The following is a 19,276-nucleotide window of genomic DNA, read 5'->3' as shown; positions in this document are numbered from 1 at the left end:
TGTTATAATGCTGGTAAATTACGTTTAACTCGGCATTGATTATACCACCTAACTTATTGTTAATCAAGATGATATATCGTTTTTTTGTGATGCTTTTCTTAACTTAATGACATTGGGTTGCAACCTGTACCTCTAATTTAACCTGCGGGAAGAAATGTGTTTTTCTGTAAAAAAAGGAATTTATTGCCTTATAATTAAACTTTTTCAGGAACGGGAAATACCCATAGGCAAATTAGGCACGTTTCATTTTCCGGCGGGTTTTTACGTCTACGTTGGGAGCGCACAAAATAACCTGCGCCTAAGAATTGAACGGCATTTGCGTCAAACAAAAAACAACCGCTGGCACATTGACTACCTGCTGGATTACGGACAAATCATAACAGTGTATTCTTACGCGAAGGATAAAAGTCTTGAATGTGTACTGGGGCGTAAGATTGCCTCTTTACCAAAGGCAATTTTTCCCGTAAAAGGTTTTGGTTCATCCGACTGTTCATGCATCACGCACCTTTATTTTTTCCCGGATAATCCCTCTGGCGCATTGGCTTCTTTCAAAGGCAAATTTGCCTTGCCGGAGCGCAGGCACTATAATACAAATGGAGAAGATAAGAGGCATAGCAAATGATCACTGAAACCCCTATGATACGCCAATATAATGAGATCAAAAAAGATCACAAAGATGCGCTGCTTTTCTTCCGTATGGGCGATTTTTATGAATTATTTTTTGAAGACGCCAAAATTGCCTCAAAGATATTAGGAATCACCCTTACTTCCCGTTCCAAGGGTGAAAATGCGGTTCCTATGGCAGGCATTCCTCATCACGCCTCAGAATCCTATACCCAAAAACTAATCAAAGCAGGCCATAAAGTGGCGATCTGCGAACAACTGCAAGACCCCGGCGAGGCGAAAGGAATTGTTGACCGCGGGGTTATCAGAATCATTACCCCGGGCACGGTTACAGAAGATGCGCTCCTTGATGGTAAAAACAATAATTATTTATTGGCGCTGTGGAAGGATAAGGGAATGTTTGGCTTGTCATGGATAGACCTGTCAACCGGAAAATTTGAAATTGAAGATATTCGGGAAGAACGCCTTTTTGACGAGTTAGCCCGGTTAAACCCCTCCGAAATAGTGCTGCCCGACGATATTACGGAAAGCAACGCCGCCTTCACACAAAGGATAAGAACCGAATGCAATGCCATGATTACACCGCTGCCCGCCTGGGAATTCTCGGAAAGCACCGGGTATCAGGCATTATTGGAACACTTCGGCACACATTCCCTGGAAGGATTCGGATGCCAGGACGCAGGAGTTGCCCTGGGCGCCGCAGGCGCAATACTGCATTACCTGAAAGAGACACAAAAGACATCGCTCAAACACATCGCCAAAATACAAAAGTACGAAACCAACAACCGGGTAATTATAGACAGGGCGACGCAACAAAGCCTGGAACTTACACAAACTATCCGAAACAAAAACCGCGAGAGATCTCTTCTTGGAGCGCTTGATCAGACAAAAACACCTATGGGCGCAAGATTGCTTAAGGATTGGGTCATAAGCCCACTGAAAAATCACGATGAGATCAAATATCGCCAGCTTGGGATAAGAGAATTCACCGAAAAACCAGAGTTACGAAGAGAAATCATCGCCATCTTACACGATATTTATGATATTGAAAGGATTGCGGCAAAGGTAAGCTGCGGACGCGCAAACGCACGCGACCTCATATCGCTGCAGCAATCTCTCTCAAAATTGCCGGAACTCAAGGAAAAACTGGATTTTTTTATCACCGCTATTATTTCAGACAGAGAAAAGGAAATCGACCCCCTTGATGAATTAAGAACGCTTATAGGCATGGCAATATCACCTGATTCGCCGCATTCTCTCAAAGAAGGCGGCATTATTAAAGAAGGGTACGATGCAGCGCTTGATGAACTACGCTACATATCCAAAAATGGAAAACAGTGGATTGCACATTTTCAGGCGGAAGAAATTGCCAGGACAAATATTAATTCCCTTAAGGTCGGATACAACAAGGTTTTTGGGTATTATATTGAAATTACCAACACTCACCGGGAAAACATCCCCCCCGCCTATATCAGAAAACAAACCTTAAAGAATGCCGAGCGGTATATCACGCCGGAGCTAAAAGAGTATGAAACAAAAGTGCTCACCGCGGAAGAACGCGCAAAAGACCTGGAATATGATCTCTTTATTCAATTACGGGACAAGGCGGGCACTTTTACGAAACAGCTCCAGGGCATTTCGGAGGCAATTGCCCAAATTGACGTCCTTTCAACATTGGCGAAGATTGCAGTAGAAAACAGATATGCCATGCCTGAAATTACAGACGGTTTGGAACTCAATATAAACGATGGCTGCCATCCTGTGCTTACTATGGAACTTGATAGAGAAAGGTTTGTGCCTAACGATATACATTTAGATGGCGTCCAAGATAAGACGATGGTCATAACGGGTCCCAACATGGCGGGGAAAAGCACCTATATCCGCCAAACTGCGCTTCTCGTAATTATGGCGCAAATGGGCAGTTTTATCCCGGCAAAAAATGCGACTATCGGCACTGTAGACCGTATTTTTGCGCGCGTCGGTGCATCCGACGAGCTATCAAAAGGGCAAAGCACTTTCATGGTGGAAATGAATGAAACCGCAAACATCCTGAATAATGCCACAGAACGTAGTCTGATTATCCTGGATGAAGTAGGAAGAGGGACAAGCACTTTTGACGGGATCAGCATTGCATGGGCAATTACAGAATATATTTACCAAAACATCGGGGCACGAACGTTATTTGCCACACATTATCACGAATTGACGGAATTATCGCTGCTCTTCTCCGGCATTAAGAATTTCAATGTCGCGGTGAAGGAATGGGGAGAAGAAATAATCTTCCTGCGAAAAATTGTTGCCGGCGGAACAGATAAGAGCTACGGAATACATGTAGCGCGGCTTGCGGGAATACCGAAGCAGATTATTCAGCGTGCGCGCGCTATTTTGAACAACCTGGAAGCGGCGACCTTAGACATAAACGGCAAACCGAAGTTTGCCCCTTTAAAAACAGACCATGTAAAAAAGCCCCGTCAACGAAAACTCTTTGCCTCAAAGGAAGATTTGGTAATCGATGAAATAAAAAAACTTTCTCTCGATGAAATAGCGCCGACTGACGCCCTCAATAAACTTGCCGAATTAAAGAAAAGACTTTATGAAGATGAATAAACGGAAAATGAAAGACATCTCTTGCTTTTTCTCCTTTTTTTAGTACAAATATATGCAATAAAAAGCAACCGTTTTGGATCTTCTAAAGAAATCCCCGGCGGATTACAGAAAGATCATTTATGGAAATAATCAATCCACACGACAAATTTTTCAAAGAGACCTTTTCCATAAAGAAAAATGTAATTGATTTTCTCCAGGGAACATTTCCCCCTGAAATTTTGAAAAAGCTGGATTTATCCACTTTAACACAGGATAATAACTCATATATCGACGAGGAACTCAAAGAACATTTTTCAGATATTGTATATACCTGTTTCTGTAAAGACAAAGAACTCCGGATAACCCTTTTATTTGAGCATAAGAGTTATGCCGTAGCATGTCCATATCTACAGTTGATGAAATACCTTTTAAAGATATGGGAAGCAAATAGCAAGCAGGCGCAAAGGCTTATACCGGTAATTCCGGTGATATTGTATCATGGCAAAGATGCGTGGACAGTCAGAAGGTTCAGAGACTATTTTGAAGGGATAGACGAGGTATTTTTTAGATTTATACCGGAGTTTGAATATCTGCTGACGGATCTGAGTTGCTACAGTAATGAGGAAATAAAGAACAGGGTATTTAGAAGGGTATCCCTTCAAATAACCATGTTATTAATGAGGAACATATATAATGAGACAGTTCTGGAAGACAAGCTAAAGGGATTCTTTGAAATAGGGAGGCAGTATTTTGAAGAGGGAGAAGGATTAAAATTTCTGGAAAGTGTAATCAGGTATTTGTACTATGCGTCGGATATAGAGGAAGAACGGGTAATAGAAACCCTGAAAGAGATATCAGAGGAAGGAGGTAAATTAAGCATGACAATAGCGGCTAGATTAATAGAAAAGGGTAAAATAACCGGTAGGATGGAAGGCAGGGCAGAAGGCAGGGAGGAAGGCAGGGAGGAAGGAAGAGCAGAAGGTGCAATAGAGGGCGAGAGGAAAGGAAGGATAGAGGGTCTAATAGAGGCGATAGAGATTGGTTTGGAGCTAAAGTATGGTGTTGAAGGTTTAAGGATTTTGGAGCGTATCAGGAAAATAGCAGCGATAGAGAAGCTGGAGTCGATAAAGGAAGCGGTGAAAATATCAAAGAATATGGAGGAAATTGAAAAATTGCTCTAAAGGGGGTTTTTTGAAATAGGGAGGCAGTATTTTGAAGAGTAGGAAGGATTAAAGTTTCAGGAAAGTGTAACAGGCTGTTCCTGCAGAGCTTATCGGTAATACATTTTTCAAAAAACCGACGTGTTGCCCGGATTATTTGTTTAAAAAATTTCATATAAGGGAAAACTATGCAATATTTGCCACTCCTTCTCCTTCCAGCAGCAATTTCATTGTCGCTCTATATATTGCTTTTTTTGTTTATTTTCGCTGTTTTATTCATTTTTTTTACGTACGGCAGGCTTTATATAAATGCCATTTCTTCCGGCGCCGCTATCTCCTTTTCGAAAATAATTGGCATGGCCATGAAACGCATCGATGTTAAATCGATGGTAAAATATTGTATTATGGCAAAAAAAGCGGGGATAGATATCGCACCATCGTCCCTGGAAGCACATTACCTTGCGGGAGGAAATGTTGATCAGGCAGTACACGCCATTATTGCGGCAAGCAAAGCAAATATAGAGCTTAGCTTCGATAATGCCTGTGCTATAGACCTTGCAGGAAGAAATATTTTCGACATAGTCAAGGCCGGTATTTATCCAAGGGAATTTGCCTGTCCGGATCCGGCAAAGGGTTCTTCAACACTCGACGCAATAACAAAAGATGGTATTCAAATAAAAGTAAAGGTACGCATTACCCTGCGTACCAATATTGAAAAACTGGTGGGAAGCGCTGCGGAAGAAACCATCGTTGCAAGGGTGGGGGAAAGCATCATTACCGCTATCGGGTCATCGGATTGTTATCGAAAAGTCCTTGAAAGACCGGATCTCATCTCACTATATGTAATGGAAAAGAAGCTGGACGCCGGTACCGCCTTTACCATACTTTCAATCAACATCATCGATATCACTGTTGGTGAAAACATAGGGGCAAAATTGCAATCTGCGCAAACGGAAGCAGACAGAAAAGTAGCGCTTGTGGAAGCGGAAAAAAGGGAAAAGGCCGCCATTGCACGCCAGCAGGAAGCAAAAGCGCTTGCGGAAGAGAGCAAGGTAAAAATACTCATGGCAGAGGCCGAAGTGCCGAAAGCAATTGTGCAGGCATTTCGCGAAGGGAATATGGGGATAATGGATTACTATCATATAAAAAATATTGAAGCCGATACTGAAATGAAATCGGCGCTTTCAAAACAAGGCACACCCTAAGCTGGTAAAGCCAGAACCAAACAAGCACGAAAACAATTAACAATTATCAATCGACGCACGTGTTTGTCCTTGATAATAAAAAAAGTTTATGCTAAATTATTTCTTTTATGTAAATATTACTTATTTGAAATTCTTTCATTTTTTGCTCTTAAAGTCTCACAATGACAATGTTAACATTAATTGCTTACACCATAAATGTTTTTAATCACAGATGAATCCAATCTTTTTCCCCTTTAAAATTATAGGAAACTCCCTCCATAAATTCATCAGAGAATTGGGCAAAATGGGGTGTTTTTTTGCGAATGCCTTGTTTTATATGTTATTTCCCCCTTATCTGTTCAGGCGGATTATCAAACAAATCAATTTCATCGGGGTAAAAACGATTCTTGTCATTGTCTTAACCGGCACATTTACCGGAATGGTGCTGGCATTACAGATGTATCACGTATTAATAAAGTTTGGGGCAGAAGCAAGGCTTGGACCTGCGGTAGCATTATCGTTAATTAAAGAGTTGGGACCCGTTATTTGCGCATTGATGGTTACCGGACGCGCAGGCTCTGCAATAACAGCGGAAATTGGAATTATGAGGATATCAGAACAAGTAGATGCGCTTGACGCTATGGCTTTAAACCCATACAAATATCTTATCATACCCAATATTCTGGCCGGAGTGATATCACTCCCACTCCTGAATGCGATCTTTGTAGTCCTTGGAGTTTTTGGTGGCTATGCGGTCGGAGTAGGGCTTATGGGCGTATCTAGCGGCACCTACTTTGGCGGCATCAACGATTTTGTCACAGCAAGGAACGTTTTTGAAGGATTTTACAAATCGCTGAGTTTTGGCGTTTTAATAACGTGGATATCCTGTTATAAAGGATTTTATACAGGATACGGGGCAGAGGGTGTAAGCAAAGCCACAACGCAGTCCGTGGTAATATCCTCTGTTGTAATACTTATATGGGATTATTTTATGACATCTTTACTGGTTGCATAGCTTTAAACAGAAAATGATAGAGGTCGTCGATTTACATAAAAGCTTTAATGAACACAAAATACTACGCGGAGTCAATTTGAAGATAGAAGACGGTCAAATGCTGGCATTGATTGGTGGCAGCGGGAAGGGAAAGTCGGTGCTGTTAAAGCACATAATCGGACTCACAAAACCCGATAAAGGCAAAATATTGGTTGATAATCAGGATATCAGCAAATTGAGAGGAAAGGCATTAAAACGTCTGAAAGAGCGTTTTGGAGTTGTTTTTCAGGGCGGAGCGCTTTTCGACTCTTTTACCGTCTTTGAAAATGTAGCATTTCCACTGAGGGAAAAGACAAGGATGAAGGCATTGGAGATAAGAGAAACGGTATTCAGGGAACTTGCCAATGTGGGACTTTCCGGCGCCGAAAATAAATACCCGGCAGAAATCAGCGGCGGGATGAAAAAACGTGTTGCCCTTGCGCGGTGTCTGGTAATGCAACCGGAAATAATTTTATTTGATGAGCCTACGACAGGACTCGATCCTTTGATCTCCAAAGCAATTCACAATTTGATACGGTCGTTACAAAAGAATTTACACTTCACGGCAATTATGGTGACACACGAAATTCCCGAAGTATTTTCTTTCGTTGACCGTGTTGCAATGTTATATGAAGGGAAAATCATTGCGGAAGGCGCTCCGCAGGAAATACAAGATTCAAAAAACCCTATCGTACACCAGTTTATTCACGGGGAATTAGAAGGCCCTATTTCTATAAAATAATTATTACAAATAATTTATTTATGCCTCTTGTTAACAAAGGTGAAATTTATGAAAAAATTTGACGTCGAAATTGCCGTCGGTATATTTATCTTCTGTGGCATACTTTGCATGGGTTATATCTCGGTAAAGCTTGGCAGGATCAATTTTTTAAGCGATAATTATTACCAGGTGGATGCCATTTTTAGCACTGTAAAAGGACTCAAAAAAAATACTGCCGTGGAAATAGCCGGTGTGGAAGTGGGCAAGGTAGATAACATAGTACTCGAAGATTACGAAGTAGTTGTATCTATGAAAATCAGAAAAGACATAGAACTACAGGAAGACGCCATTGCCTCTATCCGCACGAAAGGACTTTTAGGCGAAAAATACGTTGAAATTACACCGGGCGGTTCAGACCACATAATAAAAGATGGCGGCACTTTGGTCGAAACAGAGCCACCCCTTGATTTAGAAAAGCTTATTGGAAATTTTGTTTTTGGAAAAGTTGGGGATTAATTACATGAAAAATCAAAGAATTGCATTAAAGCTGCTCGTTTTCGCACTGCTCCTGGCGCCTATTTCTTCTTTATGGGCGGGTGAAACAAGCGCACTGGTCATGAAATATATCGAAAATGGGCTGGCAATATTAGAAGATGAAACCCTCAAAGGAGAGGACAAAAAAGAGGAACGTAAAGAAAAGTTATGGGCAGAGCTTACCCATGTTTTTAATTTTAATGAAATGTCGCAAAGGGCGCTCGGGCAATACTGGCAAAAAATCAACCCCGAAGAAAGAGAAGAATTCATCGGATTGTTTACCAGTATTCTTAAAAATACCTACTTGGGAGAAACAGGCACTTATTCGGCAAAAAAAATTGTTCTGGTCGGGGAAAAGGAAAGAGGGAAATACGCCACAATACAAACAAATTTCATTCTAAATACCGGTAAAGAAGCCGCTGTGGATTTTCGCATGATGAGTAACGACGGTAAATGGAAGATATATGATGTAATTATTGAAGGAGTGAGCCTGGTAAATAATTACCGCAGCCAGTTTCGCAGCATCCTTGTGAAATCACCCTATCCAGAACTAGTAAAACTGTTGAAGAAAAAAATCGCCGAAGGGTAGACCTTCTTGGCAGCACTAGCAGACAGACTAAACAATTATTTCTCATCAACCTTTACTTCAGGAGCATACAGGTGAAATCCCCCGTTTTGTTGTCGTTTATTTTTATACTCGCTCTCCCGTTTTTCGCCATTTCTTTCAGGATGAAAACCACAATGGCATCCGAAGAATATGCTGAGGAAATTGCACGTAACGATGAATCAAAGACCGAGGGCGATTCTGTTAAAGAAAATACAGATATGCACAAACATGGGGAAGCAGTTGGCGTTGAAATGGAAGTTGTTTTTGCAAAAGAAGGCGCAAATAACACATCTGAGGAAATTTCATCCGCCGAAAATGATGATGCACCAAAAGAAATCACATTGGATGCTTTGGATGTTGCTGAAACCGAAGTGCCAAAGGAAACAACAGAAGCAACTGGCGCAGAAGAAGAAATTGAATATGAAGACGACTACGAGGAAGACGAAGAATACCTTCAGATAAAAGATTCAATCGAACCATTTAACCGCGCTATGTTTGTTTTAAATGATAAATTTTATTATTATCTTTTTAAACCCGTATATAAAGGATACAGTTTTGTCGTACCTGAACCCGCAAGAAAGAGTGTGAGAAATTTTTACACTAATTTACAAATGCCAGGGCGCTTTTTCAATTGTCTGTTCCAGGGTAAGGGGAAAGGCGCAGGCGTCGAATTGTTGCGTTTTACCATTAACAGCACCTTGGGGCTTGCAGGTTTTTTTGATGCGGCAAAGGCTGGATTTGATTTAAAGGGATATGACGAAGACGTTGGACAGACTCTTGCCAAAGCCAATATGGGAGAAGGCACATACATAGTACTCCCATTTTTCGGGCCATCCAATGTGCGGGATACCGTAGGGCTTGCGGGAGATACGGTCCTTAACCCGATAACGTGGGTCACTTACTTCTTTCTTGCGCCCATAGAGGGATTCGGAATTAATGCGTATGACGTCACAAACACCGGTTCTTTAGAAGCGGAAGAAACGTATGAAAATATAACAAAACCTGCCATCGACCCTTACATTGCACTCCAGGATGCTTATACAAAAAACCGAATGAAAAAGATCAGGGAATAACAACAAAAAGGAGAAAGAAAAATATGGCAAAATTGGAGCGGGCACTTATCAGCGTCTCAGATAAAACAGGAATCGTAACGTTTGCAAAAGAATTACAATCGTTAGGCATAGAAATAATTTCCACCGGAGGTACCTGCAAATTACTGAAGGAAAACGGCATTGCCGTAATTGAAATCTCAGAATATACAGGGTTCCCGGAGATTATGGACGGCCGCGTGAAAACACTGCATCCGAAGGTGCATGGAGGACTCCTCGCATTAAGGAATAATGATTCCCATAAAAAGCAAATGAAAGAACTGGGGATCAAACCCATCGATATGGTGGTGGTAAATCTGTATCCTTTTGAAAAAACAATTGCAAAAGAAGGAGTTTCCCTGGAAGAAGCCATCGAAAATATTGATATCGGAGGGCCTTCCATGATACGCTCTGCCTCTAAAAATTACAGGGACGTCATCGTCATTGTCAACCCAAAGCGTTATGAATTTATTATCGGGGCACTACAGGCAGGACATAACGATATTTCTGAAAAAATGCGCTTTGAACTGGCCGTTGAAGCATTCAGAACGACAGGACGCTACGACAGAGTCATTGCAAATTACTTCGACAGTCTTGGGGAAGAAAAAGGCGGGTATCCAACGGCGCTGTCCCTTGATTATATTAAACGTCAGTCATTGCGTTACGGTGAAAACCCGCACCAATCGGCAGCTTTTTATACAGAAGAAAATATAAGCGAACCATGCGTCTCCAATGCGCAGCAATTGTGCGGAAAAGAGCTTTCATACAATAATATTATAGACCTTCACGCAGCATTGGAATTGGCAAGGGAATTTGAAAAACCGTCTGCCATCGTAATAAAACATACCAATCCCTGCGGCGCAGCTTCAGCAAACACACTGGCGGCGGCATTTACAAGAGCATATAACGGCGACCCTGTTTCCGCATTCGGATGTATCCTGGGATTAAACAAAAATGTAGATGCGGCAACCGCTGAGGCAATTACCGAACCCGGGCATTTTGTTGAAGCAATAATAGCTCCCGATTACGATCCGCAAGCCATTGAAATACTTACAACAAAAAGGAAATGGGGAAGCAGTTTAAGGCTTTTAAAGACAGGCACCCTTTCGGCAAAGACTAGAGATGCAAGGATTCAGGAAATAAAAGGCGTTGGCGGAGGCGTCCTTTTGCAAAGCAGGGACCTCTCCCTCTATGAACCTGAAAATCTTAAAACAGTTTCGAAAAAACAGCCTTCCGAACAGGAAATGAAGGACCTTCGTTTTGCGTTTACTATCTGCAAACATGTTAAATCAAACTGCATTGTTTTGGCAAAAGACGAAGCGGTTGTGGGAGTCGGTGCAGGGCAAATGAGCAGAATTGATTCTACGGAAATTTCCATAAAAAAGGCCGGCGAAAGAACGAAAGGCGCCGTGATGGCGTCCGATGCCTTTTTCCCCTTCAGGGACAGTGTTGATGTTGCTGCAAAGGCAGGAATAACCGCCATCATTCAACCAGGAGGTTCCAACAGAGACGATGAATCAGTTACCGCATCTGATGAACACGGAATCTGCATGGTACTTACCGGACAACGGCATTTCAAACATTAGAAACCTATACAAAAGTCGGCAGTCCTCAGTCTCCAATCACCAATCACCAATCTGCCTACTGCCTACTGTAGACGGAGGACGGAGGACTGAGCGAAGTAAGGTGAGTACATGAGGGTAAAAATCTGTGGGATCACGAACATCCAAGACGCGGAGGCTGCAGTGGAATACGGTGCAGATGCGCTGGGATTTGTCTTTGCAAAAAGCCCCCGTCAGGTAACAAAGGAACAAGCAAGGGATATTGTTGCAGCGTTGCCACCCTTCGTTTCCCCTGTAGGAGTGTTTGCTGACGAGCAATCCGATAAGATCAAAGGGATTTGTGATTTCTGCGGCATACACACCGTGCAGCTTCACGGCAACGAATCCCCCCCCTATTTAAACGATTTAAAGGGATACAAGATTATAAAGGCATTCCGGGTTAAGGATGAAGAGGACTTAAAGCAACTGGCTAATTACAAACCTCACGCCTTTTTACTGGATAGCTATATAAAAGGAGTTATGGGAGGCACCGGAAAAACGTTTAATTGGGAAATTGCTAAACAGGCGTGTAAATACGGAACTATTATTTTATCGGGTGGGTTGACTCCCGATAATGTAAAGGAAGCAATTCGCATTGTCTCCCCCTATGCAGTAGACGTGTCTTCCGGGGTAGAATCCTCTCCGGGGATAAAAAACGCACCTCTCATAAAGGAATTTATAACAAATGCGAAGTGGCAGTAAACCACCCCTTTTATTTCCTGCCCAGCAGCCACATTATGAGAGAAAGAATAATGCTGATAATAATACATGTAGTGAGTGGAAAATAAAAACTGAAATTCTTCTTTTGCACGGCAATATCTCCTGGAAGCCTTCCTAAAAACGGAATTTTGTTTACAAACAAAAACAAGGCGCCGGCAATAATCAGGATAATGCCTGCTATTATCAAAACCTTTCCAAACGAACCAAATTCGCCCATAATAACTCCCCCCCCTTCCCAACCCAAAAAAAACATTATTAACGATTATATTAAAAACCCCTGAGAATGCAAACGCCCGGCGCATACCGCAAAAACACTCACTATCATAATTATTATTTGCAAACTATTTCTTGCCCGATTGCCGGATACTTTGTACAATGCGGCGGAATAGTATACGAGAAGAGGAACTTTTGACGATATTATGAAAGAAACCACCTGCGAAAAATGGATGCGTCTTGCCATAAACAAGGCAAAAGAAGGAATCCTTGACGGCCAAACGCCTTTTGGCGCATGCATAATTAAAGACAATCGGGTAATAAGCTGTGTCCATAACCATGTATGGAAGAATACAGACATTACCGCCCACGCTGAAATTATAGCAATCAGAGAAGCCTGCAAGATATTAAACACGGTAGACTTATCCGGCTGCACGATATATTCCACCTGCGAACCCTGTCCCATGTGTTTTTCTGCGTGCCACTGGGCAAGGATATCAAAAATTATGTACGGTGCCAGTATTAAGGATGCGTTAGCAGTTGGATTCAATGAACTTTCGATTTCCAACGAAGCCATGAAAAAAACCGGAGGAAGCCCTGTTGAAATAAAAGGGAACGTTCTCCTGAAAGAAAATATTGAGCTTTTCTCCTTGTGGCTTAAACAACAGAATAGAAGAATTTATTAAACGGAACCATTCGTAACACGTTAGTTTTTTGAATATAGTTTCAGGACAGGAGAAAAACAGCATATGGATAGTTTTATGCGCGCCGCAATAGATGAAGCAAAACAGGGATTGCTGGAAGGAGGCATACCCATCGGCTCCGTTTTGGTAAAGGACGGGGAAATTATTGGCAGGGGACACAATAAGCGCGTGCAGGAAAACAACCCTATAGCGCACGCGGAAATTGATTGCCTTGTCAATTCAGGAAGGGTAGGGAAATACCGTGGTACAACACTTTATTCCACCCTCATGCCCTGCTACCTTTGTGCCGGAGCAATTGTACAATTTCGTATAAAAAAAATCGTTGTAGGAGAATCGGAAACCTTTAGCGGCGCAAAAGAATTTATGGAACTGCATGGGGTAGAAATCATTGATTTAAACATTGAAGAGTGTAAACAGTTAATGAAAGATTTTATACAAAACAATCCTGAACTGTGGAATGAAGATATCGGAGCGCTGAGGTAGGCTCAAAAGGTTTACAGTTTGTGATTTATCAACTTGAATCGTTAGGCATTATTAACCTATATAAATTTCTGCCCTTGACACCCCCGGATGAATTTATCAAAATGTTATAACATTTTCAGCGTGTTAGATGGATTTTGGATTATACTATTTCGATGTTTATTGATATTTTATATGCTAAAATATCGCAATCTGTGGTCTGCAGACAATTTCTTTTGAAATTTGACTTATGTGCGAAGAACATCGCATAAAAGAACAACGTGTTTAATAGCGTTGTGTTTTCGTTCTTATGCAGAACCCTATAACGGCAACTTATCTTTTAATCTTATAAAGGAATAGTTATGAAAAAAACATGTTTGTTGGTATTGCTTGTTACAATGACGCTTGCTGTTCTTACAGGTTGTGCTCAACTCAAATCTATCACACTTGAAAAAAAACACCCCGAACCTCTTGAATCATTTGTCCCGCAAGATTTAAGCGCAAAATCCCTTAGTATGAAGTATGTACCGAAGATTGAAAGTTTTGTTATCATTTTAGACGCCTCAGCCTCTATGGAAACAGCATATACCGGCATCGTTAATAAAGGGCATCCCAAATTTGACGTGGCCAAAGATATTATATTAAGAATGAACAAAACATTGCCTGAGGTTGATGTAAATAGCGCCCTTGTAACATTTGGGCACGGGTTTTTTACGCCGTTAAAGAAGACATTTATTGTTTATGAACTCACACATCACTCACAAGACCTTTTAGAAAACGCGTTAAATAGGGCAATCTATCCTAAAGGAAGCAGCCCTGCCGGCGACGCTATTGCTGACGCGTCAAATCAACTGCTAACGTCTGTGGGACAAAATGCGGTGATTTTTGTGAGTGACGGCGAAAATTTAATAGGCACTCCCCTGGAGAAAATAAAGAATTTAAAAGAACTGTATGGAGAGAAGACATGCTTTTATACCATTCATGTGGGAAATACCTCTGAGGGGAAAGAGGCGCTCAGAGAACTTGCACGGTTGGCAACCTGTGGTTTTTCTGTAACTGCTGATGAAATTGCTTCCAGCGGGAATATGGCAAACTTTGTTAAAAAAGTATTTTTGACCGCTATTCCTAAACAAGACAGCGACGGCGATGGTGTTTACGACGAAGACGATGAATGCCCGAATACTCCGGAAGGGGCTATTGTGGATTCCAGAGGGTGCTGGGTGGTAAAAGGAGTCGCCTTTGAATATAAGAAATGGGAAATTAAAGAAGAATTTGAATCGAACCTTACCAACATTGTGGATGTTTTGGAAAAAAATCCTGATTTGCAAATAAGAATAGAAGGGCACACGGATAATATCGGTTCAATGAAATACAATATCGACCTTTCCCAAAAAAGAGCGCAGGCAGTAAAAGATTATTTAGTAGAGAAGGGTATTCTTGAATCGCGTATCTCTACGACGGGTTTCGGATTTAAAAATCCTATTGCCCCCAATAATACAGACGAAGGCCGCGCCCTTAACAGAAGGGCTGAAATTGTTCCGATAAGATAGCAATATTAGGGGCGAAGCATTTGCCCGTTTGGGTATGAATTCATTTATGACAATTTACAGCAAATGCTTCGTTCCTACACTATCCGGCAACACGTTTTAGCACAGAAACAAATGGATGAAAAGATCAAATTGGGGATTAGCGCATGTCTGCTTGGTGAAAATGTTCGGCATGATGGGGGACACAAGCTTGACCATTATTTGAAATATACACTTGGCAAATTTGTCCAATGGATTCCCTTGTGTCCCGAAGTGGAATGCGGTCTTCCCACTCCTAGAAAATCAATGCGGTTGGTTGGAGATCCGGAAAACCCTCGCATTCTTACCATAAAAACACATAAAGACTACACTGTTCAAATGAAAAAATGGATCCGCAGTAAGGCGGTAACGCTTAAATATGAAAACATTAGCGGTTTTGTGTTTAAGAGTAAATCTCCAAGCTGTGGCACGCAGGGAATAAAGGTATATCCATCTTCATCTGGCATTTCTGTCAGGAAGGGTATCGGCTTATTTGCCAGGGAATTTATGGAAAAATTTATCTGTGTTCCGGCAGAAGAAGATTGTCATCTTCAGATTCCCGAAAGAAGGGAAATTTTTATCGAAAACGTATTTGTGTTTTACCGGTGGAAGAAATTTCTGAAAGAAGACGGCTCAATCAAGGGCCTTACAACTTTTCACGCAAACCATAAATTATTGATTATGTCCCATAGTGCAGAAACAGTCAAAGGCCTCGGTAAAATGGCAGCTCAACCGGGCGGAACCGGAAAGAAAGATTTATTTGATCAATATTGCAAGACATTAATGGCAGCATTAAAATTAAAAGCAACCGTAAAGAAAAATGTCAATATTTTGCAGCATATTTTGGGGTATTTTAAAAGAGAGTTGTCTTCCTGGGAGAAAAAAGAATTATTGGGGGTTATCGAACAGTATCGCTACAATCAGAGTCCCCTGATTGTACCTATCACTCTTCTACGGCATTATGCTCATAAATATGATAAAGAATACCTGAAATCGCAATATTATCTTAATCCACATCCGATAGAATTTAGACTGCGGAATCACTTTTGATTGCGTAAAATAATTAAATTTAGAGCGAAGAGACTCTTCGCTCTACAACAACAACCTTTAAGAAATCACAATTTATAAACCCATCCGTGTATATCACGACAGCGAAGCCACCGTTCCATTATTATATTGGTGGATTAGGCGCAAAAAACCAGCACATTAATCCACCCAACACTTTTGTAACACCAAATGGAACAACATAGTCTTTCCAAGCATTGTATATTAACCCTGCCAGGGTTGCTTCTTTCATTTATGGTTACAGCAATTCAGGTATCGTTTGTTTTCCCCTTTGAAAGAGGTTTGAGTCTTCTCAGGCTGTGATTGCAATAAGGGCATTTTCTAATAAAAAGATACATAAAAAAGAGCAGAATTGCCCATAACCCTGCCGTAAAGAAAAATAGCATAACATCACCGAAATCCAATTTATGAATTCTCTCCGGTACAACGCGCTTTTCACAATAGCGACAAAAAGCCGTTTCCTGTTTTTTTGCCGATGGTCTGAAGTCAATAACTCTTTTTACATTTTTTAAGGAAATTGTACCGGATATTTTCCTCCCCCATCCAATTCCCTTTAGAATGTGGTTATCGCATTCGTACTTTTTAAAAGCGCTATGTATTTGCTTGCATTTTCCTGCCAGAAATAATTCTATGCGAAAACCTTTCGGGGGCTTCGACCGGTAATATTTTTTTACCAAAAAATGTTCCGGGTCATTTAATATTGCTATGGCAACCGTCTTAATTTTCTCTAAATCTATCATATTTGTTTTCTATGGATGTAGATTATACAATCAATTTATGGTTCTCCAACAACCATAATTTCTGTATCCAGCGAATAGCCTGTTTTTTTTTTCACCGTTTTCTGTGTGTATTGAATCAGCGCCAAAACATCGCTTGCCTTAGCATTTCCCAAATTAACGATAAAATTTGCATGTTTCCTGGAAATTTCTGCGTCGCCAATGCACATTCCCTTCAGCCCCGCCTGTTCTATCAATCTTCCCGCCCCAACATCCTCTATCTTCTTAAAAACTGAGCCGCAACTGGGAAATTCCGGCAATTGAGGCTGTTTTGTTTTACGCCACTCCCGATTCGCTTCCATAACTGATTTTATTTCTGATTTAGGTTTTTGCGAAAGCTGGAAGGTGACATCAAGCACAATATCTTTCTGTTTATGCAAGATACTCGTATCATATCCAAACCGGAAGTACTCGCCATCAACCGTTGTACTATTCCCATCTTCCGCTAAAATACGGCTCTTGCTGACTATTCCGGAAATAAATATGGTATGTTTCCTATCAGGAGATAAAAAATGCAGATTTTGCCATAGCGCGCCGCCTACAGTACTCGGAATATCCACAAAATGCTCAAACCCTGATAGTCCTCGTTGATAGCATAGATTAAGAAGGTTGCCAATAATCGCGCCACTTTCCGCAACCAATTTATTCTTTTCAAGGAAGGTCGTTTTGTTTGCAAGATTTCTGATCACAAGACCGCGAAATCCCTTATCGGTAAATAAGATATTTGCGCCGCAGCCAAGCAGAAAATAAGGGGTTTTTATGCGCTTTGCATCTAATACCACGTGTGTTAATTCTTCGGTGGTATGTACTTCAACAAACCAATCAGCGGGACCGCCTATTTTATAAGTAGTAAAAGGGGCGAGAGGTATGTTTTTTTTCAGGTTTGGTATGCTGAGTACCATTTGTTGTTTTTATTTTACTCTTTCTATAAAAGAGTGTAATTGGTCAGGTTTTAGTATTTGAGAAGAATGAATCGTGCGAGTAGGCAGGTGTTATTTTTTATATGAATCCAGTAAAGCAACGAGGTCTTTGTCCTTTTGCCCTGAGGTTTCAAGGATATTTCTCACCTTCCCGATAAAAGTGTAACCTTCTTCAATTTTATCTCTTAAGAGTAGTTGTACAACCAGTGTGAAGGTAAGTTTTTCGATGATTTTCCCGGCATCTGGTATGTTTAAGGCAAACATTTTTTCTTTTAACTCTAATTTTTGGTAAAGGATATCTACCGAAGGAGTAAGCGTGCCGGTAAAGTCATCAAACAGCGCGTTTTCTTTTTGGAGATTCAGCACGTTGGCGGCAGCATCAATTACGGTAACGGTCATAGGCGCTGGCCCGCAGAGATAAAATACGATATTGGGGTCTGGTGTAAGGTATTTGTTGAGTAGCGGCCCGATAAATCCCTTCTCCCCCTGCCATTGTTGCTCCTGCTCATCGATGTATCCCTGTTTTTTTGCAAGTTGTTTGCCCTCATCGGCAAGGCTCAAAAAGCACTTCTTATCTATTTCATTTAACATGGCAGGGTCGTCATCGCGAAACGCACCTGAGAGTACAGGAATGAATTTAAAATTGGTGTTTTGCATTTGCCACTTTAACCATTTGGGCAAATACATCATTGGAATATCCTGTAGTCGCCTTTCTCCCAGGAAAAATATCGCCTTCTCCTGCCTTCCTTCTATGAACCATTGTTCCAATAACGCCAATATTGGTGCAAGACCTGCCCCTCCAGCCACAAATACCGCAGTGTGTGGTTCTGTTTTCAGAGAAAAATGGCCGTAAGGTCCTGTAAAATGTATTTTTTCACCGAGAAAGAAATTCCACAAACTCTGTTCCTGGATATAGTGATGCACACAACTAGGCCCAATACATGGGGCGCCACCGCTGTCAACCGATCTCGAAGGATCTACCGGGGCCAATCGAACAATGAGCTTTAAAAGGTCTGGTTCGTATGAAGCGAGCGAATACCCTCTGTACATGGTATTCCCCGGCTTATAAGGAATAAATTCTTTCCCAAGATTTTCACACGCCTTCTTTATATGGGTTTCATATTTCTTATAATGTTCCTCCACAAAATCTTCCGGAAGCATCAATTGAATATATTGGCCTGGTTTGTACGGAACAGGCTTAGAAGGCTTGAGCCATATTTCCATTTTATCACTGGTGATCGGAATCTTTTTGACCGCCCTGGCTGTGTATTTTTTTACATGTAGGGCATCTTTTGAAAGATACAAACGAACATCCTTCTCCACACGCACCTGACACGCCAGACGTTCGTAACCATCTCCAATGCCATCTTCAAGAAATTTTTTTGCATTTTCCCGGGAGCGCATATCAAAATGCGGCGTTTCAACGGCCGTATACAAACCGACGTCGGTATAAAGTTTTACTTTACACTGACCGCATGTTGCCATCCCCCCGCACGCTGCCGGGATATTAAAGCCATTGTTTTGTAATAATGCTAAGAGCCTTTCTCCGCCTTCAATATTAAGCTCTTTTTTAAACTCATCATCACTTATAACAGTTAGCTTTTGTTTCGCACCGCGTCCGAAAAACTGGAAGATAATCTCGCACACTAAACTTAGTGCCAATATGAGTACTGCGAGAATACCTGCGCCTAAAAATAAAGGGGTAAGCATGTTTAC

General features: G+C 41.4%; 19 protein-coding genes. 15 read left to right on the top strand and 4 right to left on the bottom strand.

Features of this window, described 5'->3' with window-relative positions; genetic code table 11:
• Positions 1-154 precede the first annotated feature (154 nt).
• The 11 genes from ABJL82_RS14200 to ABJL82_RS14150 all read left to right on the top strand — a co-directional run bounded on the left by ABJL82_RS14200 (position 155) and on the right by ABJL82_RS14150 (position 11,840).
• Positions 155-622: a GIY-YIG nuclease family protein gene (locus tag ABJL82_RS14200; RefSeq protein ID WP_347275356.1), complete on the top strand. Its 468-nt coding sequence runs from the start codon at positions 155-157 to the stop codon at positions 620-622.
• Positions 619-3,231, top strand: coding sequence for a DNA mismatch repair protein MutS (gene mutS / locus ABJL82_RS14195; protein WP_347275355.1), 2,613 nt, complete (start codon positions 619-621; stop codon positions 3,229-3,231). Before ABJL82_RS14200 ends, mutS begins: the two co-directional genes overlap by 4 nt.
• 119 nt (positions 3,232-3,350) lie before the next feature.
• A complete protein-coding gene (locus tag ABJL82_RS14190) occupies positions 3,351-4,391 on the top strand; it encodes an Rpn family recombination-promoting nuclease/putative transposase (protein ID WP_347275354.1) in 1,041 nt (346 codons plus the stop codon).
• A gap of 167 nt (positions 4,392-4,558) precedes the next feature.
• Positions 4,559-5,575: a flotillin-like protein FloA gene (floA, locus tag ABJL82_RS14185; protein WP_347275353.1), complete on the top strand. Its 1,017-nt coding sequence runs from the start codon at positions 4,559-4,561 to the stop codon at positions 5,573-5,575.
• 211 nt (positions 5,576-5,786) lie between these two features.
• Positions 5,787-6,569 carry an MlaE family lipid ABC transporter permease subunit gene (locus ABJL82_RS14180; protein ID WP_347275352.1) on the top strand — a complete coding sequence of 261 codons (783 nt, stop codon included), beginning with the start codon at positions 5,787-5,789 and terminating at the stop codon, positions 6,567-6,569.
• Positions 6,570-6,582: 13 nt separating this feature from the next.
• Positions 6,583-7,329 carry an ABC transporter ATP-binding protein gene (locus ABJL82_RS14175; protein ID WP_347275351.1) on the top strand — a complete coding sequence of 249 codons (747 nt, stop codon included), beginning with the start codon at positions 6,583-6,585 and terminating at the stop codon, positions 7,327-7,329.
• A gap of 48 nt (positions 7,330-7,377) precedes the next feature.
• On the top strand, positions 7,378-7,824 hold the full coding sequence (mlaD, locus tag ABJL82_RS14170) for an outer membrane lipid asymmetry maintenance protein MlaD (protein WP_347275350.1): 447 nt from the start codon (positions 7,378-7,380) through the stop codon (positions 7,822-7,824).
• A gap of 4 nt (positions 7,825-7,828) precedes the next feature.
• On the top strand, positions 7,829-8,431 hold the full coding sequence (locus tag ABJL82_RS14165; RefSeq protein ID WP_347275349.1) for an ABC transporter substrate-binding protein: 603 nt from the start codon (positions 7,829-7,831) through the stop codon (positions 8,429-8,431).
• A 152-nt stretch (positions 8,432-8,583) separates the two neighbouring features.
• Positions 8,584-9,522: a VacJ family lipoprotein gene (locus ABJL82_RS14160; RefSeq protein ID WP_347275348.1), complete on the top strand. Its 939-nt coding sequence runs from the start codon at positions 8,584-8,586 to the stop codon at positions 9,520-9,522.
• Between the two features lie 23 nt (positions 9,523-9,545).
• Positions 9,546-11,123: a bifunctional phosphoribosylaminoimidazolecarboxamide formyltransferase/IMP cyclohydrolase gene (purH, locus tag ABJL82_RS14155; protein WP_347275347.1), complete on the top strand. Its 1,578-nt coding sequence runs from the start codon at positions 9,546-9,548 to the stop codon at positions 11,121-11,123.
• 108 nt (positions 11,124-11,231) lie between these two features.
• Positions 11,232-11,840, top strand: a complete 609-nt coding sequence (locus ABJL82_RS14150; protein WP_347275346.1) for a phosphoribosylanthranilate isomerase — start codon at positions 11,232-11,234, stop codon at positions 11,838-11,840.
• 10 nt (positions 11,841-11,850) lie between these two features.
• Here the strand turns inward: ABJL82_RS14150 and ABJL82_RS14145 are convergent, their stop codons facing one another.
• Complete coding sequence (locus ABJL82_RS14145; protein ID WP_347275345.1) at positions 11,851-12,075, bottom strand: DUF2905 domain-containing protein; 225 nt, start codon at positions 12,073-12,075, stop codon at positions 11,851-11,853.
• 202 nt (positions 12,076-12,277) lie between these two features.
• On the opposite strand from ABJL82_RS14145, the gene ABJL82_RS14140 reads away from it, so the two are divergent.
• The 4 genes from ABJL82_RS14140 (at position 12,278) to ABJL82_RS14125 (ending at position 15,849) form a co-directional block, all read left to right on the top strand.
• The gene (locus ABJL82_RS14140; RefSeq protein ID WP_347275344.1) at positions 12,278-12,757 is read left to right on the top strand and encodes a nucleoside deaminase; all 480 of its coding nucleotides are present in this window, start codon (positions 12,278-12,280) and stop codon (positions 12,755-12,757) included.
• A gap of 63 nt (positions 12,758-12,820) precedes the next feature.
• Entirely contained in the window at positions 12,821-13,258 is a 438-nt protein-coding gene (locus ABJL82_RS14135; RefSeq protein WP_347275343.1) for a nucleoside deaminase, read from the top strand.
• Between the two features lie 338 nt (positions 13,259-13,596).
• On the top strand, positions 13,597-14,784 hold the full coding sequence (locus ABJL82_RS14130; RefSeq protein ID WP_347275342.1) for an OmpA family protein: 1,188 nt from the start codon (positions 13,597-13,599) through the stop codon (positions 14,782-14,784).
• A 111-nt stretch (positions 14,785-14,895) separates the two neighbouring features.
• Positions 14,896-15,849, top strand: a complete 954-nt coding sequence (locus ABJL82_RS14125) for a DUF523 and DUF1722 domain-containing protein (RefSeq protein WP_347275341.1) — start codon at positions 14,896-14,898, stop codon at positions 15,847-15,849.
• Positions 15,850-16,112: 263 nt separating this feature from the next.
• On the opposite strand, the gene ABJL82_RS14120 is transcribed toward ABJL82_RS14125, so the two are convergent.
• The 3 genes from ABJL82_RS14120 to ABJL82_RS14110 all read right to left on the bottom strand — a co-directional run bounded on the left by ABJL82_RS14120 (position 16,113) and on the right by ABJL82_RS14110 (position 19,270).
• On the bottom strand, positions 16,113-16,604 hold the full coding sequence (locus ABJL82_RS14120; protein WP_347275340.1) for a hypothetical protein: 492 nt from the start codon (positions 16,602-16,604) through the stop codon (positions 16,113-16,115).
• Positions 16,605-16,639: 35 nt separating this feature from the next.
• Positions 16,640-17,542, bottom strand: a complete 903-nt coding sequence (gene murB, locus ABJL82_RS14115) for a UDP-N-acetylmuramate dehydrogenase (RefSeq protein ID WP_347275339.1) — start codon at positions 17,540-17,542, stop codon at positions 16,640-16,642.
• A 90-nt stretch (positions 17,543-17,632) separates the two neighbouring features.
• Positions 17,633-19,270 carry a 2Fe-2S iron-sulfur cluster binding domain-containing protein gene (locus ABJL82_RS14110; protein WP_347275338.1) on the bottom strand — a complete coding sequence of 546 codons (1,638 nt, stop codon included), beginning with the start codon at positions 19,268-19,270 and terminating at the stop codon, positions 17,633-17,635.
• Between the last annotated feature and the right edge of the window lie 6 nt (positions 19,271-19,276).

It is taken from the genome of Candidatus Kuenenia sp. (assembly GCF_039794105.1).
In the GTDB taxonomy this organism is placed as follows: domain Bacteria; phylum Planctomycetota; class Brocadiia; order Brocadiales; family Brocadiaceae; genus Kuenenia.
This window is presented reverse-complemented; position numbering and strand designations above follow the sequence as displayed.